An 18,017-nucleotide genomic window follows, 5' to 3' on the forward strand; every position below is an offset into this window, starting at 1 on the left:
TACAAATTTCGATTAAAAAGCGTAAATATCCGCTTACATATATCGGTTAAATTGATTTATCGAGCCATCGCATCTAGGCTTTCATCACTTCAGGTTGCAGGTCAGGTTGATCCGCAGGCGAATCACGCTACGCGTGAACTTGACCGTCATGTTGTTGCTGGCGCCAGGTGCCAATACGGTACGCCGGGTGCGTGGCGCTTCGGGGCCATTGCGAAACACGGCACTGCACTCGGCCTCGCTCTGACCATAGTTGTAGAGCATCAGCGCCGCCATGTTGTGGTCGATTTCCTGGGTGGTCGCGGAGACCTCGGCGCCGTTGAACTGTTTTTCCATCTCGATGGGATAGGCATTGGCGGCCAGCGGCACAAAGGCGAACAGCAAGCAGATTATTTTTTTCATCGGTGCTCTCCAACATGGGATCGCCAGTGTAGGTGGAGATCGTCGGCGATAACAGCCGACTCAGGCAGGATGATGTGATGAAAGCTCCTCGTGTAACCCTGGATCAATGGCGCACGCTGCAGGCCGTGGTGGATCAGGGCGGCTTCGCACAGGCCGCCGACGTGCTGCACCGTTCGCAATCCTCGGTCAGCTATACCGTGGCGCGCATGCAGGAACAGCTCGGCGTACCGCTGCTGCGCATCGACGGGCGCAAGGCCGTACTCACCGAGGCCGGCGACGTGCTGCTGCGCCGCTCGCGGCAACTGGTCAAGCAGGCCAGCCAGCTGGAAGACCTGGCTCACCACATGGAGCAGGGCTGGGAAGCCGAAGTACGCCTGGTGGTGGATGCCGCCTACCCCACCGCCAACCTCGTCCGCGCCCTGACCGCCTTCATGCCGCAGAGCCGTGGCTGTCGCGTGCGCTTGCGCGAGGAGGTGCTGTCCGGAGTCGAGGAAGTACTGCTCGAAGGCACCGCCGACCTGGCCATCAGCGCGCTGAACATCACAGGCCACCTCGGCATCGAACTGGGTGAAGTTGAGTTCGTCGCCGTCGCCAACCCGGAACACCCACTGCATCGCCTGCAACGCGAGCTGAGCTTCCAGGATCTTGAAGGCCAGATGCAGGTGGTCACCCGCGATACTGGCCGTCTGCAGCCACGGGATGCCGGCTGGCTGGGCGCGGAGCAGCGCTGGACGGTAGGTAGCCTGCCGACTGCGCGCACCTTCGTCAGCAGCGGCCTGGGCTTCGCCTGGCTGCCGCGCCATCTGATCGTCCGTGAACTGCAGGATGGTCTGCTGAAACCTCTGCCGCTGACTCAGGGCGCTATCCGCAAACCGCGCTTCTTCCTCTATAGCAACAAGGAGCGCGTGCTCGGCCCGGCCACACAGATTCTCATCGAGTTGATCAAGAACTTCGACGCTGCCCCTCTGGACGCGCCCTTCGCCGCACCGCAGTCGACCAACTGAGAGCGCCTCCATGCCCTATTTCGACAACGATGGCTGCCAGTTGCATTACGAGGACTATGGTAACGGCGCGCCGCTGCTGCTGGTGCACGGGCTGGGTTCGAGCACGCGCGACTGGGAATACCAGATTCCCGTGCTCGCCCGGCATTATCGGGTTCTGGCGCTGGACGTTCGCGGCCATGGCCGCTCGGACAAGCCGCGCGAGGCTTATCGCATCGCCGACTTCGCCGAGGATGTCGCCGCCCTGATCGAACACCTGCAACTGCCCCCAGTACATCTGGTGGGCATCTCCATGGGCGGCATGATCGGCTTCCAGCTTGGCGTCGACCGCCCCGAATTGTTGCGCAGCCTGACCATCGTCAACAGCGGCCCTGAGGTGAAGGCCAAAAGCGCGCGGGACTGGCTGGAAATTGGCAAGCGCTGGACGCTGTCGCGCCTGCTCAGCCTGGAAACCATCGCCAGGGCGCTGGGCAAGCTGCTATTCCCCAAGCCCGAGCAGGCCGATTTGCGGCGCAAGATCGAAGAACGCTGGCCGCAGAACGACAAACGCGCCTACCTCGCCAGTCTCGACGCGATCATCGGCTGGGGCGTGCGGGAACGCCTCGATCGCATCACCTGTCCTACCCTGGTGATTACCGCCGACCGCGACTACACGCCAGTTGAACGCAAGCGCGAGTACGTGGCAGAAATGCCCAACGCGCGCCTGCTGGTGATCGAAAATTCGCGCCACGCCACACCACTGGATCAACCGGAACGCTTTAATAACGCCCTGCTCGCCTTTCTCGGCGAAACTGCCAACAAGGAAAACTGACCATCATGCTCAAGCAACTCGTTCTCGCCACCGGCGCCCTGCTGCTGTCGACCAGTCTGCTCGCCGCGGAAAACCCCAAGGTGTTGCTGACCACCAGCCTCGGCGAAGTGGAAATCGAACTGGCCGCCGACAAGGCGCCGATCAGCACGCAGAACTTCCTCAAGTACGTCGACAGTGGCTTCTATGCCGGCACCCAGTTCCATCGTGTGATTCCGGGTTTCATGGTCCAGGGCGGCGGCTTCGATGCCGACATGCGCCAGAAGGACACCGAGGCCCCGATCAAGAACGAGGCCGACAATGGCCTGCACAACGTCCGTGGCACCCTGGCCATGGCCCGTACTCAGGTACGCGACTCGGCCACCAGCCAGTTCTTCATCAACCACAAGGACAACGCCTTCCTCGACCACGGCTCCCGCGACTTCGGCTACGCCGTGTTCGGCAAGGTAACCCGTGGCATGGACGTGGTGGACAAGATCGCTCAGGTGCCCACCGGCAACCGCGGCATGCACCAGAACGTACCGCGCGAGCCGGTGTTGATCATCGACGCCAAGCGCTTGTAAGACGCTGTGTGGCCCGTAGCCCGGATGAAATCCGGGAGATCGCGTCACATCCTCCCCGGATTGCATCCGGGCTACGAGATGCTAAAGCCGTAAGGTGTCGTGGGGCCGCCCAGGCCGTGCGCCTCGCGCTCCAACGAGCAACAGCTCGGTGCGCACGGCGCACCCTACAACGACAAAGCCGCCCATGGGGCGGCTTTGTCGTTTAACGGAGGCGCTTACTTCTCGACGAAGGCGCGCTCGATCAGATAGTCACCCGGCTCACGCATGCGCGGGGAAATCTTCAGACCGAAGCTGTCGAGCACTTCGCTGGTTTCGTCGAGCATGCTCGGGCTGCCGCAGATCATGGCGCGGTCGTCCTGCGGGTTGATCGGCGGCAGGCCGATATCGGCGAACAGTTTGCCGCTGCGCATCAGGTCGGTCAGACGGCCCTGGTTCTCGAACGGCTCACGGGTCACGGTCGGGTAGTAGATCAGCTTGTCCTTCAGCGCATCACCGAAGAATTCGTTCTGCGGCAGGTGCTCGGTGATGAACTCGCGGTAGGCGACTTCGTTCACGTAGCGCACGCCGTGAACCAGGATCACCTTCTCGAAGCGCTCGTAGGTTTCCGGGTCCTGGATCACGCTCATGAACGGCGCCAGACCGGTGCCGGTGCTGAGCAGATAGAGGTGCTTGCCGGGGTTGAGATCATCGAGCACCAGCGTGCCGGTGGGCTTCTTGCTGATGATGATCTCGTCGCCTTCCTTCAGGTGCTGCAGCTGCGAGGTCAGCGGACCGTCCGGCACCTTGATGCTGAAGAACTCCAGATGCTCTTCCCAGTTCGGACTGGCGATGGAATAGGCGCGCATCAGCGGGCGGCCATTGTCCTGTTGCAGACCGATCATCACGAACTGACCATTCTCGAAGCGCAGGCCTGGATCACGGGTGCACTTGAAGCTGAACAGCGTATCGTTCCAGTGGTGGACGCTGAGCACGCGCTCGACGTTCATATTGCTCATGATGATTTCCTCGAAGAACTTCAGCGCCAAAGACGCGATTGCGCGGCATTCTATTCGCGGCAACAATATCTGTTAAGTGGATTATCAAGATATAGGTTATCGGTTATATCGATATGCGATTTACTCTCAGACAACTTCAGGTATTCGTCGCCGTGGCGCAGCATGAAAGCGTCTCGCGCGCCGCGCAATCGCTCGCATTGTCGCAGTCTGCGACCAGCACTTCGCTGACCGAACTCGAGCGCCAATCCGACTGCCAGCTGTTCGATCGCGCCGGCAAGCGCCTGGCGCTCAACGCCCTGGGCCGACAGCTATTGCCCGAGGCCGTCGCTCTGATCGACCAGGCGCGCGAGATCGAACGCCTGCTGGGGGGCAAGAGCGGTTATGGCTCGCTGAACGTCGGCGCCACCCTCACCGTGGGCAACTACCTGGCCACCCTGCTGATTGGCAGCTTCATGCAGCACCACCCTGAATGCCGGGTGAAGCTGCAGGTGCATAACACCGCTCATGTGGTGCAACAGATCGCTCACTACGAGCTGGACCTGGGCTTGATCGAAGGCGACTGCCAGCACCCGGATATCGAGGTGCAACCCTGGGTCGAGGACGAGCTGGTGGTGTTCTGCGCGCCACAGCATCCACTGGCCCAGCGCGGCAGTGCCAGCCTGGAAGAGCTGACGCACGAGGCCTGGATTCTGCGTGAGCAGGGCTCGGGCACGCGACTGACCTTCGATCAGGCCATGCGGCATCACCCGCGCAACCTGAATATCCGCCTGGAGCTGGAACACACAGAGGCGATCAAGCGCGCCGTGGAATCCGGCCTGGGCATCGGTTGCATCTCACGCCTGGCGCTGCGCGACGCCTTTCGTCGTGGCAGCCTGATGCCCGTGGAAACTCCGGAGCTGGACCTGCGCCGGCAGTTCTACTTCATCTGGCACAAGCAGAAGTACCAGACAGCAGCGATGCGTGAGTTTCTCGAACAATGCCGTGACCTGACTGCGGGTGTCAGCCGCAGCGATCAGATCGTCCTGCCGCCGATCGTCTGAGTGACTTGGCCGAGCAGAATAATCGCCCAGACCGTTACGCAGCAGATCGTAGATAGGTTCTCACTGCGCGGGGATCGACTCCATCTGCTGCAGCAGCAACGCCGCCTGAGTACGGGTGCGCACGCCCAACTTGCGGAAGATCGCCGTCACATGTGCCTTGACCGTCGCTTCGGAGACGCTCAGTTCATAAGCGATTTGCTTGTTCAGCAGGCCTTCGCAGACCATGGTCAATACGCGGAATTGCTGCGGCGTCAGGCTGGCGAGACCGGCACTGGCGGCCTTGGCCTCGGCGGAAACCGGCGCGCCCTCCTCGGCCAGTGGTGGCCACCAGGTATCGCCATCGAGTACCTGACGCACGGCTTGCTGCAGGGTTTCTAGCGGGCTGGATTTGGGGATGAACCCGCTGGCACCAAACTCACGGGAGCGGTTAACCACGGACGCCTCTTCCTGGGCGGAGATCATCACTACCGGAATGTGCGGATACTGACCGCGTAGCAGCACCAGGCCGGAAAAACCGTAGGCACCGGGCATATTGAGGTCGAGCAGGACCAGGTCCCAGTCGCTCTTGGCGGCCAGGTGGCCTTCGAGTTCGGCGATGCTGGCAGCCTCTACCAGTCGCACTTCAGGCCCCAGCCCCAGGGTCAGTGCTTGTTGCAGTGCGCTGCGAAACAGCGGATGGTCGTCGGCAATCAGGATTTCGTAGGCGGCCATTGGCAGATCCTGTTCTTGTTATGAGTGGCACTGAGGTGAGTATGGCAGTGCTTTTCGCCTGAAGATCCGTTCAAGACTGCACATCCAGCATCACAGACTCCCCACTCGGACCGACGGCGGCGCTCAGCATGCCGAGCTGTGGCGGGGTGGTCAAGCTCAATGCTTTGCGGCAGGATGCGCAGCTTTACCGCCGAGACGCTCCAATGCGAAGCCAAGCCCTGCGCGCCGACCTGTTGATGCTGATTACCGCGATGATATGGGGAAGCGTGTTCGTCGCCCAGCAACTGGGTATGGAAAACATCGGCCCCTTCCTTTATTCCGGCCTGCGCTTCGTCCTCGCCAGCCTGGTGCTGATCCCGGTGATCATCCTGATACAGCGACGCAGCCAACAACCCAGGCCGGCACCGAGTCGCGGGCTGCTGCTGGGCGGCGCCATCATGGGTCTGGCTCTGGCGATCGGTATCAACTTGCAGCAAGTTGGCCTGATGTTCACCACCGTGACCAACTCCGGCTTCATCACCGGCTTGTATGTGATCGTGGTACCGCTGCTCGGTTTGTTCATCGGCCAGAAAAGCAGCCTGGGCATCTGGCTGGGCGCCAGCCTGGCGGTAGTCGGCATGTTCCTGCTCAGCGTCGGCGAAGGCTTCACCGTGGCATCCGGCGACTGGTTGCAGCTGGCTGGCGCCTTCGTCTGGGGTATCCACGTGCTGTTGGTGGGGTTTTTCGCCAGCCGCCACGACCCGCTGCGTCTGGCACTGATCCAGTTCGCCACCTGCGCTGTGATCAGCCTGACACTGGCCCTGGTGTTCGAGACGGCAACGCTGGAGGGCATATTCAAAGCAGGCCCAGCCATCCTCTATGGCGGTATTTTCGGCGTGGCGATCGGCTTTACCTTGCAGGTCATCGCCCAGCAGCACGCCATCGCCTCGCATGCGGCGATCATCCTCTCGCTGGAGGCTGTATTCGCCGCTATCGCCGGTGCCCTGCTGCTCGGTGAAATGCTGCAACTGCGCGGCTATCTCGGCTGCGCGCTGATGTTCGCCGGCATGCTGTTGGCCCAGCTATGGCCGAAGCCTCTGCCGCTCGAACTCAGCGGTACGCCTGCAAACGCTGATGCAAAGGATCGTTGAGATCCAGCGGCAAACGCCGTTTGGCCGCCAGATAATGTTGGCTGAAAACGTCGAGATAATCGTCCAGCGCCTCGCTGGCGCGCAGGTCACCAGCCAACTCCAGGCACATGGCAGCCACCTCGGCGGTGCACAGGTGCTCGCCGCGGGTAGAGCGGCGCAGTCGATAGCGCGATAGCTGCGCTGGCGTCAGGCTCAGCACCGGCAGTGCGTCCAGATACGGGCTCTTGCGAAACATCTTGCGCGCCTCGGTCCAGGTGGCATCCAGCAGCACGAACAACGGCCGCTTGCCGGGCGCCAGCGCCACCTCCTCCACCACGCGCTGCGGCGCCACGTACTCGCCGGGAAAAACCAGATAAGGCTGCCACTGCGGATCGGCCAAGAGCTCCAGCAGCGCCGGATCGACAGCAGTGCGCGTCCAGCCGAAGGCGTGGGTTTGCGGTACCACGTCGGCAATCAACCAGCCGGTATTGCTCGGTTTCAGCGCCTCGATGTCATGCATCACCAGACACATGGCGGCATTAGCCTGGACCTGCGGGCGCCAGGCGCACAGGCAATGGGTCGGTTGCACCCGGCATTGCGGGCAGCGCTCGGCACGCGAGCCACGGGCGATGAAGGGTTTGACGCTGCGCGCCAGGCGCTCTGTGCGCAGGCGGGCGACGGCATGTGGGGCTGGATGGGTCATGGCGGTAACGACAGCGAACGGGGGGGCGATTCTAGCACCCCCGTTCGTCACTCAGATGGCTCAGAAGCTGTGGTTCAAGGCCAGACCGATGAAGTGGATGTGGGTGTTGTACTCACCGGTGTAGTTGCCACCATTGCCGGTGCAGCGCACTCCACTGTCCTGATACAGCCCGCCGGCACCTGGCACCCAGCCGGCCGGGGAGCAGCCGTCCTGGTAGTCCATCTTGCCGCTGGAGAACTGCACGTAGCTGTAGGCGAAATCCAGCGAGGTATCGCGCATCACCTTGTAGTTGGCGCCGAGCGAAAGCCAGTAGCGATCCGCATCAGGAAAGGCCGGATGGCGTAGCTGCGGCGAGTTGACGGGAGAGCGGTCGTAAGCAACGCCGGTACGCAGCAGCAGATCATCACTGTACTGGTAGTTCATGCCCAGAGAGATCTTGTAGCTGTCCTTCCAGTCCTGCTTGACGCTCAGGTCGCCCTCGGTAACGCCATTGAAGTAAGGATAGCCAGCCACCTGATCGATACCGATGCGCACCTCGTCGAGCCGCGAATGGCGAGTGAAGGTCAGATCCGCCATGAGCGCCATCTTGTCGTTGAGCTGATGGAAGGCGTTGAAGGAGAGCATCTCCGGTGTATCGATGGCGGTCTTGGCCTTGGAGTTGGGGTGCAGCCTGGAGCCGGCGAAATTGCCGGGATTGACCCAGTTGTCCGGGTCCAGCACCTGCCCCAATGCATCGGCTGGCGGCAAGGTGATGATGCCAAGATCGATGCCACCGCTCAAATCGGTATCGGGTGAAGGCACGCTGCCGGACACGCCGGCGAAGCTCCATTTTGTCTCGCCTTCAAGGGTGTGGCGAATATTGGAACGATAGGACACGCCAAAGCGCGTCGCTTCGGTCGGCTCCCACAGGTAGCCGATATTCCAGCCAAACCCCCAGTCATCGCCCTTGACCCGGAAGTAACCGTCGCCCTCGACGTTGTCGGCGAAGTTCTTCGCCACACAGTCGACGAAAGCGTCATCGGCCTGACCGTCGCAACTACTGATCTCACCGGGCACATCGATGCCGTAGAGCAAGGGAATGGCAAACTGACCAAGCGGTGATGCGGCCAGCTCGGTCAGCTCCTGATTGGCAGTGACGAACTGCCCAGCCAATTGCCGCGACGCGCCTTTGACATCCGCCGCACCGCGCTGCACCGACTTGATGTATTGCGCCGACACACCGAAGCCAATGCTGTGGTGTTCGTTGAAGCGAAAGGCAATGCTCGGATTGAAGGTCACCGTCTCCAGGCTGGCCGACTGAATGCCGTAGCGCCCGGCCCAGTCTTCCTTGTAGTCGAGCTTCGCGCCGAACGGGGTGAAGATGCCCAGGCCGACCGTCACTCGGTCGTTGATCTCATGGGAAAAATAGAAGTTGGGCGCAGCGGCGGCATCAGGCAGGAATTCGCCAGCATCTCCCGATACCGGATTGCCGAACACGTCGCGACTGCCCTTGTCCTTGTAATCGCCGTCCGGCAGCAGGATGCTCAGGCCTGAGCTCACCTGGGTGCCCTTGAGGCGAGCCAGGCCAGCGGGGTTGTAGAAAATGGTCGAAGGGTCGGCCGCCTCGGCAGCGTTGGCATGCGCCGAACCCTGCGCCGCTACCGATTGCGAACCAAAGTGATAACCGGATGCCTGCACCTGCGCAACGGGCAAAACCAGTAAACTGCCGACCATCACCCGCGATGGCCAGCGCCGAAAGAGCATTGTCATTGTTATTCTCCTGCACGCTGCTTGAACACCGCGCAGTCCTTCCTGCACCAGCGGCAGACTTCAGGCAGGTCTGTACTGGCGACGTCCGACTGCGACGGCGGCTCAATGCCTGTGACGTGCAGGTTTGGCCGATGATCCCCGGCCTTTGGTCGTGGTGACGGGCGGCGGCCACAGGCCAGCATGTCCCCATCAGTAACACTTAGTTTCAGGCGGGCAAATGGCCAGCGGCGCGAACATTCGCTGCGAGGCCCTGTCCAACCCTCGTCCACGCTTTCAGGAGTCACATGACATGCTGCGTTACATCCTCCCCGCTCTCGCGCTCAGCCTGATGCTTCCCACTGCCCAGGCAGCCTCGCTTAAGGAGATGGAACTGACTCGCACCCTGGAGCAGGTCGCCCGGCAAAGCAGCGAGGGCACGCCGCGAGCGATCAATGAAGACATTCTCGATCAGGGCTACACCGTGGAAGGCCACACGCTGATCAACCACCTCAGCGTGCGTGAAGCGCATGCAGCGCAGATGCGCGGCAACCCCGATACCGTGCGCGCGCAACTGGCCGCCAGCGTCTGCCGCAATCCGGGCTATCGCAACCTGTTGGCCCAGGGCGCACAGCTGCGCTACCAGTTCAGTGAGTACCGCAGCAACCGCCCGGTTACCGTCGAAGTGTTCGACAAGAGCGACTGCGGCCTCTGACCCAGGGCTGCCGTCAGTCCCGTTCCGCTCGGCGCTGCGCCTCATCGGCGCGTAGCTCGGCGAGCAAGGCTTCCATATAGCGCGAACGTCGTACACCGCCCTCGAGGCGACGTCGACATTCATCCTCCAGACTCAGTCGATTGATTAGCGCTGCCTGCTGCAGCAGGCGATAGAGGTCCGTTTCGATCTCCAGAATCAACTTGGGCATACCTGCCTCTCCCTTACCATTGACCCAGTCAGCAGGCTCAGCGCAGGGAGCGAGGACTCCCCCTGCCTGCCAGAGCCGCACGTTCCTCAGGCGTAAGCCAGGCATCGATCGATACGCCGAGCACCTCGGCGACGCTTTGCAGGACATGCGCCCAGGTACAGCCATTGGCGAACAGCATGCCGGCTTCGTCGAAAGTGCCGCCACGGTTGCGATAACCAAGCGCACGACACGTAGCAGCATCGCCCAGCACCGTCGACAGATGCCCCAAGGCCACTTCCGGGCGCATGTGGCCGAGCAACACGCGCCGCCGACAGGCAATCGGGAACAGCGCCTCACGCTGAGCGGTGCTGGCCACACTCGACGCCTCCCAGGCATCACGCGGCATACGAAAGCGCCCTGGTTCCTGCAAGTAAATCAGACGCCAGGCCACACCCTGCTCGCTCAGACGAACGGCGGCGCGACGCATCTCGTGCAGCTGATAGCTGCCGCTTGCAATCAGCAGCACCGGTTCGCCATCGCCTTCGGCGTCGACCAGCAATGCCCCCTCACGGGCCAGTTGCTGCGCCTGTTCGACGGTGAAGCTGCAGGGTTGTTCAAGTTTGGCCACCACCAGGCAAGCGAGCCGGCCGCGCTCCTGGTAGATGCCAGGCAGCAGGGCCAGTAGCGAATTGTGGTCGGCCGGAAACAGCACACGCATGACATCGTGCATCTCGCCCAGCAGCGCCTCGCAGAAGGTAGCGTCCTGATGCGACTGCTGGTTCTTGCCGTTCTCCCAGGTGTGCGAAGTGGCCACCAGCGGCCAGCCCAGCCAGCCGGCTGGACGTCCCGCCTCTTTCTGCTGGCGGGCGAAGATCAGACTCTGGCGCACGGCACCGAGCATCTTCACGCAAAACGCCTCGTAACTGGCCACCAGATTCAGGCCACCCTGATTGGCCAGACAGGCAGAGACCACAGCCTCCTCGTTGAGCGCGGTGATCACCGCACCGTGCAGCGACTCCAGTTCGTTCTCAGGCTGGCTGACGCGGTGCTTGAGCGCTGCCAGCACACCGCCCAGACGGTTGCTGGCCAGTTCGTCCGGGTTACCGACACGCGGCCGCAACTGCGGGTTGGCGCGCACCAGATCGACGAAATAACGATCCAGTGCAGTCATGGGCGAACAGGGCCGATCATGAAAGTGCAACTCCGGCTGCACTGGCAGCGCTGGCTGACGCCGAGCCAATGGATTGTCACGCTCCCGCACCCGCCCTGCACGCAATGCAAACAGGCTACAGGCCTCGGACAATGCCTGCGGCTCCACCCACAAGGCCGCAGCATGCTGGTTGAACAGCTCACGCGCGTGCTCATCCTGCGCCGGGCTGGCCGGTAGCGGCAGGTTATGAGCGGCGTTGCTGCCAGCGCCATGGAAGCCATAACCCTTGGTGGTTTCGGCAATGCCGTAGGGCATGGGCAAGGGATAACCGATCAACTCGTTGTTCAGCTCATTAACCCGGTGCGCCAGGCGCTGCTCCATCTCCCATAGCGCACAGACGAAGGCTGCCGGATCGCGCCCATCGAAGGTCACCGGGTCGAAACCACAGCCACGCAGATGTCGGCGAAAGCCTTCCAGCCCTTCCAGCGTGCCCAACTCGGTACGCTGCTCGATACGCCGGCCGTTGGCGATCATCACCGGTAGCGCCACGCCACAATCCTCGGCACGCCACCAGCGTGGCATCCAGTCGCTGCCACGCTGCTCTTCGGCGGCGCCATCGGACAGGAACGCCACCAGTTTCTCCCCTGGCAATGGCAGATGTGCGTACTGCAACTCAGCGAACCCGAGGTATCCGCCTTCGGCGATACCGCCGGCGGTGTGCGGATTGACATGACTGCCCAACGGCACGCCAGGGCTGCCGTCCGCAGTCTGGGCGTAACTGTAGAAGTCCGCCGCCAGGCGACTCATGCCCGTCTCGTCACACGCGTAACGGGCGGCCTGCTCGGGATGCTGGTTGCCGGTCAGCAGGTTCAGCGCCTCGATCGCCGCCACGCAATGGCCTTGGCCCATCAACCAGCCACGCGTCTCACCCGTCAGAGCGTTGAGCGCCAGGTAGCCGGCATAGGCCGGCACCATGTTCAGCGCGCCGCCGGTATGCCCTTCGGGCACGGGCTTGAAATCATCGGCCTGCAGCGGCTGGCCATCGAGCCGAACGCGCTGGGCATAAGTCATGTGTACCACCAACCAGAGGCCGGCTGCCGTCAGCGAGTCCAGCGCGCGCAACAGGCGGTAGACGCTCGGCAGGTCGGGCTGCAAACCGCTCTGCACCAGTTGATGGGCCAGACGAAAGACGGCGGCGCGGGTCTGCGGGCTATGCTGGACAGGTCCGTGGCCAACTTGCCAGCGGGCAAAGTCGGGATATTGCTGGGCGTGCCGAGCCAAGGTGGCGGCGTCGGGCAATAGCTGGGTCATGAGTGCTCTCCTGAATGCTTACCTGCAGTTTAGGTATCGCTACGAAGCACCCGCTGACCTGCATCAAGACCCGCTCCGGTTCGAAGCGGCAGACTCGCTTCATCATCACGACAAGGAACAAACCATGGCCTTGCTCACTTTTCTCGGTGCGATTCAACAGGTCACCGGCTCCTGCTACCTGGTGGAAAGCCGCGATGGCGCCAAGGTGCTGCTCGAATGCGGCATGCATCAGGGACGCCGCCAGGAAGAAGATCTGAACCGCAGTGCGTTTTCTTTCGATCCGAGCAGCCTGGATGCGGTGGTGGTCTCCCACGCCCACCTCGATCACAGCGGGCTGTTGCCGCGCCTGGTCGCCGAGGGCTATCGCGGCCCGATCCACGCCACTGAAGCCAGTTGCGAACTGCTCGAGCTGATGCTGATGGATTCGGCCTTCCTCCAGGAGAAGGACGCCGAATGGGAAAACCGCTGGCGCGCACGCCAGGGCAAGCCAGCGGTCAAGCCGCTCTACACCATCGCCAATGCCGAGCAGGCGCTCAGCCAGCGCCACGCGCATGCCTATGGCGCAGCGGTCGAGGTAGCCAAGGGCGTGCATGTCACCTTCCACAATGCAGGCCACATCCTCGGCTCGGCCATCGTCGAGATGCAGGTAGAGGATCACCACCTGCGACGTCACCTGGTGTTCTCCGGCGACCTGGGCAACACCTGCTCACCGCTGATGCAGGCGCCGACACAGCTGAACCAGGCGGACGTGCTGCTGATGGAGTCGACCTACGGCGACCGCGACCATCGCACCAGCAACGAAACCCTAGAAGAGCTGGCAGACATTCTTCAGCAGGCTCACAAGGAAGGTGGCAACGTGCTGATCCCGTCGTTCGCCGTCGGCCGCACGCAGGACCTGATCTACTACCTCGGCCGCTTCTATCAGGAAGGCCGCCTGCCGCAGCAGGCCGTGTTCCTCGACAGCCCCATGGCGATCCGCGCCAACGCCATTTACAGCCGCTTCCATGACCAGTTCGCGGCCACAGATCGCGCGGCGCTGGCCGCCAAGGGCGTCAAGCGCATCGAGGACTGGTTACCGATCCTGCGCTGCACACCGACAGCCGAAGAATCGATGGCGATCAACCGGATCAAGAGCGGCGCGATCATCATCGCCGGTGCCGGCATGTGCAATGGCGGGCGTATCGTCCATCACTTCAAGCACAACCTCTGGCGCGAGAACTGTCACCTGGTGTTCCCCGGTTTCCAGGCCAGGGGCACGCTGGGTCGCCTGATCGTCGACGGGGCCGAAACGGTCAAGGTGTTGCACCAGCGCATCGCGGTGAAGGCCAAGGTGCATACCCTGGGCGGTTTCTCCGCGCATGCCGGGCAATCGCAGTTGCTCGAATGGGCCAGTCGGTTCGAGCATCACCCAGAGCTTTACCTGGTGCATGGCGAACTGGAAAAGATGCAGGCCCTGCAAGCCGCTCTGCGCGAGCGCCTGAACTGGATCGCCAACATTCCCGAACCGGGTGAACAGATCGCCCTGTAACCGGCGCTTACGAAAAGGGGACAGCGAAACGGCAACCTGGCTGTGGCAAGCTCCATGAAACTCCATAATCAAGAAACCGGCCCGAGCGTGAGCAGCATCAGCCGCCCGCCCGGCTCAGAACAGGAGAGCCCTCATGCCTTACGAAGCCGACGACTATCTGTCCCGCCATGTGCAAACCAGCGAAGTCGACCTTACCAGCAAGGTGGACGAGCTGGTGGCGCTGGCAGCCCCAGGGAACAGCCCGAACCTGCAGCTGTACCGTGAAATGCTCGGCACCGTGCTCCATATGGCTCAGGCGGATCGCAACCGCTGGGACGCCAAGATCATGCTGCAGACCCTGCGTGAGATGGAAAATGCCTTCGGCGTACTCGAACAGCTGAAACGGCGGCGCAAGGTGACGGTATTCGGCTCGGCACGCACCCCTGCCGACCATCCCCTGTACCAACAGGCTCGCGAGCTCGGCGCACGGCTGGCGCACCGTGACCTGATGGTAGTCACCGGCGCTGGCGGCGGCATCATGGCCGCTGCGCATGAAGGTGCCGGGGTGGACAACAGCCTGGGGTTCAATATCACCCTGCCCTTCGAGCAGACGGCCAACTCCACGGTGCGGGGCAGCAACCACCTGCTGTCGTTCCACTTCTTCTTTCTGCGCAAACTGTTTTTCGTCAAGGAGGCCGATGGCCTGGTGCTGTGCCCCGGCGGCTTCGGCACCCTCGACGAAGCATTGGAAGTACTGACCCTGATCCAGACCGGCAAAAGCCCACTGGTGCCCGTGGTACTGCTCGATCAACCAGGCGGCAGCTACTGGGAGGATGCCTTGGGCTTCATCCGTCGTCAGCTTGGTGACAACGGCTATATCCTGCCCACCGACCTCAACCTGATGCACCTGGTTTACAGCGCCGAAGAGGCGGTGGAGGAAATAGCCCGGTTCTACCGCAACTTCCACTCCAGCCGCTGGCTCAAGGATCGCTTCGTGATCCGCCTCAATCATCCGCTCAACGAGGCTGCTCTGGCCAAGTTGGACAGCGACTTCGCCAGCCTGTGCAAAGAGGGCGGCTTCACCCAGCAACCCCATTGCGAGCAGGAGCGCGACGAACCGGAACTGTGCCACCTGACCCGCCTGGCGTTCGTTTTCAACGGGCGCGACTACGGCCGCCTGCGCGCACTACTCGATGTGGTCAACGAGCCGGAAAGCTGGGTGAGCTAACGTAGCAGACGTAGCCCGGATGCAATCCGGGGGTATTGGCCGCTCGCCCTTCCCGGATTGCATCCGGGCTACGTAAAGCAAGAAGCCCAGCATTGGCTGGGCTTTGTTTTGACTATTGTCAGTCAGGCGTTGCCGGCGACCTTCAGCCGCGCCGCCTGGGTGAAGTCGAGCATGCGCTTGAGCGGCTTGATCGCCTTGGGAATCAACGCCGGGTCGACGTGAATTTCGCCAGAGCCCTGACGCAAGCCGGTCAGCACGCGCTCCAGTGTATTCATCGCCATCCACGGGCAGTGCGCGCAGCTGCGGCAAGCCGCACCATTGCCGGCGGTTGGCGCCTCGATGAAGGTCTTGTCCGGGCACAGCTGCTGCATCTTGTAAAAGATGCCACGGTCGGTGGCGACGATGAAGGTGGAGTTCGGCAGGGTCTGCGCCGCCTTGATCAACTGGCTGGTGGAGCCCACCGCATCGGCCAGCTCAACCACATTCTGCGGCGATTCCGGGTGCACCAGAATGGCGGCGTCCGGATACAGCGCCTTCATGTCCAACAGCTGTTTGGACTTGAACTCCTCGTGCACGATGCAGGCGCCATCCCACAGCAGCATATCGGCACCGGTCTCGCGCTGAATGTAGTTGCCCAGATGCTTGTCCGGCGCCCAGATGATGGTTTCACCGTTGTCCATCAGGCTCTCGACGATTTCCAGCGCGCAGCTGGACGTCACCACCCAGTCAGCACGCGCCTTCACCGCCGCCGACGTGTTGGCGTAAACAACCACGGTACGCTCCGGGTGCTGATCGCAAAAGGCCGAGAATTCGTCCACCGGACAGCCCAGGTCGAGCGAGCAGGTCGCCTCCAGAGTGGGCATCAACACGCGCTTTTCCGGGTTGAGGATCTTCGCCGTCTCGCCCATGAACTTGACCCCGGCAACCACCACGGTCTGCGCCGGGTGCTGATTGCCAAAGCGGGCCATTTCCAGGGAGTCGGAAACGCAGCCACCGGTTTCCTCGGCCAACGCCTGGATGACCGGATCGCAGTAATAGTGCGCCACCAGCACCGCGTTCTGCTTCTTCAGCTCGGCGGCGATTTCACGGCGATAGAAGGCCTCTTCCTCGGCGGTCAGCGGCTTGGGCTGTTTGGCATCGAGGTGGGCCTGAACCAGAAGGCGTTCGGAAATCTGCGTCATATCATCGAACCTGCGGCGCTCTTGAGCGAGCTGCGAGTATACCCCCCTGGTTGCCCATCGCCACAGGCGGTACGGCATCGGCCAGAGGGCTTTTCCGAGAGCAAAAAAAAGCCAGTCTCACGACTGGCTTTTGCGATCTGGTGGGTCGTGTAGGATTCGAACCTACGACCAATTGGTTAAAAGCCAACTGCTCTACCAACTGAGCTAACGACCCAACGCGAGGCGCATGATACTGATTTAATTCAGGAAATCAACACTTCGCGAAAACTTTTTCAGAAGTAGCGCGTTACATCCGGCACACCGGCGGCGGCGAAACCAGCTGCACGCAGGCGGCAGCTGTCACACTTGCCACAGGCGCGGCCATCATCATCGGCCTGGTAGCAGGAGACCGTGAGCGCATAATCCACCCCCAGGCGCATACCAGCCTGGATGATCTCACCCTTGCTCAGCTGCTGCAGCGGCGCGCGAATGACAAAGCCCTGCCCCTCCACACCCGCCTTGGTCGCCAGGTTGGCCATACGCTCGAAGGCGTCGACGAACTCGGGGCGGCAATCCGGGTAGCCCGAGTAATCCACTGCGTTGACGCCAATGAAGATCTCGCGCGCCCCGAGCACCTCGGCCCAGCCCAACGCGAGCGCCAGAAACACAGTATTGCGCGCCGGCACATAGGTCGCAGGAATGCCCTCGGTCGGGGACTCCGGCACGGCGATGCTGCTGTCGGTCAACGCCGAGCCACCGATGCCATTGAGGTTCAGGCCGATCACCTTGTGCTCGACTACACCCAACTGCCGCGCCACACGCTCGGCTGCCTGCAACTCGGCGCGATGACGCTGCCCGTAATCGAAACTCATGCTGTAGCAGCTGTAGCCCTCGGCCTTGGCCATGACCACCACGGTGGCCGAGTCCAGGCCGCCGGAAAGGAGGATGACTGCTTTCTTGTCGTTCATGTTCAGTGTCCCGGCTCATCGTTCCAGAGAATCTTGTGCAGCTGCAACTGCAGGCGTACTGGCAGGTTATCGGTCACGATCCAGTCGGCCAGCGCACGCGCATCGACCTGTTTGTGACTGGGCGAGAACAGTACTTCGCCGGCTCGGCTGGACAGGTCGTACTCGATCAGCTTGGATACCGCCCAGTCGTAGTCCTCGCGTGAGCAGATGACGAACTTGACCTGATCGTTGCATGTCAGCCACTGGATGTTCTCGTAGCGGTTGCGCTGCACTTCGGCAGAGCCAGGCGTCTTCAGATCCAGCACCTTGCTGACCCGGGGATCGACCGCAGAGACATCGAGCGCGCCACTGGTTTCCAGCGATACCTCGTAGCCGGCGTCGCACAGGCGCGTGAGCAAGGCAATGCAGTTGGGCTGAGCCAGCGGCTCACCACCGGTGACGCAGACGTAACGCGGGCAATAAGCAGCCACTTGATCGAGGATACTGTCCAACGTGACGATCTCGCCGCCACTGAAGGCATAGGCGGTGTCACAGTACTGACAGCGCAGGGGACAGCCGGTAAGGCGCACGAATACCGTTGGCAAGCCAGCGGTACGCGTCTCCCCCTGCAACGAGTAGAAAATCTCGGTGATGCGCAGGGTTTCTTGCATGGTAGCCACGAGCGTGATGACGAAACAGGCCATCCGCCTCCGTTGCGTGGAAAGACAGGAACGCCGGCAGCGGCCGACATTCGACAA

The 18,017-nt window shown here is 62.2% G+C and carries 18 protein-coding genes and 1 tRNA gene; 8 read left to right on the forward strand and 11 right to left on the reverse strand.

The annotated features are described in order from the left end of the window. Nucleotides 1–84: 84 nt before the first annotated feature. The gene (locus INS93_RS15560) at nucleotides 85–399 is read right to left on the reverse strand and encodes a 3-phosphoglycerate kinase (RefSeq protein ID WP_160020659.1); all 315 of its coding nucleotides are present in this window, start codon (nucleotides 397–399) and stop codon (nucleotides 85–87) included. A gap of 77 nt (nucleotides 400–476) precedes the next feature. Here INS93_RS15560 and INS93_RS15565 point away from each other — a divergent pair, with 77 nt between their 5' ends. The 3 genes from INS93_RS15565 to INS93_RS15575 are packed head-to-tail and all read left to right on the forward strand — an operon-like array spanning nucleotide 477 to nucleotide 2,771. After that, nucleotides 477–1,403: a LysR family transcriptional regulator gene (locus INS93_RS15565; protein ID WP_160020660.1), complete on the forward strand. Its 927-nt coding sequence runs from the start codon at nucleotides 477–479 to the stop codon at nucleotides 1,401–1,403. A 10-nt stretch (nucleotides 1,404–1,413) separates the two neighbouring features. Beyond that, entirely contained in the window at nucleotides 1,414–2,211 is a 798-nt protein-coding gene (locus INS93_RS15570) for an alpha/beta fold hydrolase (RefSeq protein ID WP_192983639.1), read from the forward strand. 5 nt (nucleotides 2,212–2,216) lie between these two features. Then, nucleotides 2,217–2,771 carry a peptidylprolyl isomerase gene (locus INS93_RS15575; RefSeq protein WP_160020662.1) on the forward strand — a complete coding sequence of 185 codons (555 nt, stop codon included), beginning with the start codon at nucleotides 2,217–2,219 and terminating at the stop codon, nucleotides 2,769–2,771. 215 nt (nucleotides 2,772–2,986) lie between these two features. Here the strand turns inward: INS93_RS15575 and fpr are convergent, their stop codons facing one another. Then, entirely contained in the window at nucleotides 2,987–3,766 is a 780-nt protein-coding gene (gene fpr / locus INS93_RS15580) for a ferredoxin-NADP reductase (protein ID WP_026041990.1), read from the reverse strand. Nucleotides 3,767–3,879: 113 nt separating this feature from the next. Here fpr and INS93_RS15585 point away from each other — a divergent pair, with 113 nt between their 5' ends. After that, nucleotides 3,880–4,806 carry a LysR family transcriptional regulator gene (locus INS93_RS15585; RefSeq protein WP_192983642.1) on the forward strand — a complete coding sequence of 309 codons (927 nt, stop codon included), beginning with the start codon at nucleotides 3,880–3,882 and terminating at the stop codon, nucleotides 4,804–4,806. A 60-nt stretch (nucleotides 4,807–4,866) separates the two neighbouring features. Here INS93_RS15585 and erdR read toward each other — a convergent pair whose 3' ends face one another. After that, a complete protein-coding gene (gene erdR / locus INS93_RS15590) occupies nucleotides 4,867–5,517 on the reverse strand; it encodes a response regulator transcription factor ErdR (protein WP_192983645.1) in 651 nt (216 codons plus the stop codon). Between the two features lie 203 nt (nucleotides 5,518–5,720). Between erdR and INS93_RS15595 the strand changes: the two genes are divergently transcribed. Continuing rightward, nucleotides 5,721–6,647 carry a DMT family transporter gene (locus tag INS93_RS15595; protein ID WP_192983647.1) on the forward strand — a complete coding sequence of 309 codons (927 nt, stop codon included), beginning with the start codon at nucleotides 5,721–5,723 and terminating at the stop codon, nucleotides 6,645–6,647. On the opposite strand, the gene INS93_RS15600 is transcribed toward INS93_RS15595, so the two are convergent. Further along, a complete protein-coding gene (locus INS93_RS15600; RefSeq protein WP_192983650.1) occupies nucleotides 6,607–7,329 on the reverse strand; it encodes a tRNA-uridine aminocarboxypropyltransferase in 723 nt (240 codons plus the stop codon). The two genes, INS93_RS15595 and INS93_RS15600, sit on opposite strands and share 41 nt — an antisense overlap. A 60-nt stretch (nucleotides 7,330–7,389) precedes the next feature. Then, complete coding sequence (locus tag INS93_RS15605; protein WP_192983653.1) at nucleotides 7,390–9,078, reverse strand: OmpP1/FadL family transporter; 1,689 nt, start codon at nucleotides 9,076–9,078, stop codon at nucleotides 7,390–7,392. A 289-nt stretch (nucleotides 9,079–9,367) separates the two neighbouring features. Here INS93_RS15605 and INS93_RS15610 point away from each other — a divergent pair, with 289 nt between their 5' ends. Further along, complete coding sequence (locus INS93_RS15610) at nucleotides 9,368–9,769, forward strand: quorum-sensing-regulated virulence factor family protein (RefSeq protein WP_160020668.1); 402 nt, start codon at nucleotides 9,368–9,370, stop codon at nucleotides 9,767–9,769. Between the two features lie 13 nt (nucleotides 9,770–9,782). Here INS93_RS15610 and INS93_RS15615 read toward each other — a convergent pair whose 3' ends face one another. Both INS93_RS15615 and INS93_RS15620 read right to left on the reverse strand, forming a co-directional pair. Further along, nucleotides 9,783–9,977, reverse strand: a complete 195-nt coding sequence (locus INS93_RS15615) for a hypothetical protein (RefSeq protein WP_192983655.1) — start codon at nucleotides 9,975–9,977, stop codon at nucleotides 9,783–9,785. A gap of 37 nt (nucleotides 9,978–10,014) precedes the next feature. After that, the gene (locus INS93_RS15620) at nucleotides 10,015–12,417 is read right to left on the reverse strand and encodes a xylulose 5-phosphate 3-epimerase (RefSeq protein WP_192983657.1); all 2,403 of its coding nucleotides are present in this window, start codon (nucleotides 12,415–12,417) and stop codon (nucleotides 10,015–10,017) included. Between the two features lie 124 nt (nucleotides 12,418–12,541). Between INS93_RS15620 and INS93_RS15625 the strand changes: the two genes are divergently transcribed. Together INS93_RS15625 and INS93_RS15630 are read left to right on the forward strand one after the other, a co-directional pair. Further along, nucleotides 12,542–13,945 carry an MBL fold metallo-hydrolase RNA specificity domain-containing protein gene (locus INS93_RS15625; RefSeq protein WP_192983660.1) on the forward strand — a complete coding sequence of 468 codons (1,404 nt, stop codon included), beginning with the start codon at nucleotides 12,542–12,544 and terminating at the stop codon, nucleotides 13,943–13,945. A 133-nt stretch (nucleotides 13,946–14,078) separates the two neighbouring features. Beyond that, complete coding sequence (locus tag INS93_RS15630; protein WP_192983662.1) at nucleotides 14,079–15,152, forward strand: LOG family protein; 1,074 nt, start codon at nucleotides 14,079–14,081, stop codon at nucleotides 15,150–15,152. A gap of 122 nt (nucleotides 15,153–15,274) precedes the next feature. On the opposite strand, the gene nadA is transcribed toward INS93_RS15630, so the two are convergent. From nadA to queE, 4 genes are all read right to left on the reverse strand, one after another. Then, nucleotides 15,275–16,333: a quinolinate synthase NadA gene (nadA, locus tag INS93_RS15635; RefSeq protein ID WP_192983667.1), complete on the reverse strand. Its 1,059-nt coding sequence runs from the start codon at nucleotides 16,331–16,333 to the stop codon at nucleotides 15,275–15,277. A gap of 138 nt (nucleotides 16,334–16,471) precedes the next feature. Then, a tRNA-Lys gene (locus INS93_RS15640) sits at nucleotides 16,472–16,547 on the reverse strand. Between the two features lie 58 nt (nucleotides 16,548–16,605). Further along, nucleotides 16,606–17,280 carry a 7-cyano-7-deazaguanine synthase QueC gene (gene queC / locus INS93_RS15645; protein WP_192983669.1) on the reverse strand — a complete coding sequence of 225 codons (675 nt, stop codon included), beginning with the start codon at nucleotides 17,278–17,280 and terminating at the stop codon, nucleotides 16,606–16,608. Between the two features lie 2 nt (nucleotides 17,281–17,282). Continuing rightward, nucleotides 17,283–17,930 (reverse strand): 7-carboxy-7-deazaguanine synthase QueE, encoded by a 648-nt coding sequence (queE, locus tag INS93_RS15650; protein WP_192983672.1) that lies wholly within the window; start codon nucleotides 17,928–17,930, stop codon nucleotides 17,283–17,285. Nucleotides 17,931–18,017: the final 87 nt, after the last annotated feature.

This window comes from Pseudomonas sp. EggHat1 (genome assembly GCF_014892995.1).
In the GTDB taxonomy this organism is placed as follows: domain Bacteria; phylum Pseudomonadota; class Gammaproteobacteria; order Pseudomonadales; family Pseudomonadaceae; genus Aquipseudomonas; species Aquipseudomonas chaetocerotis.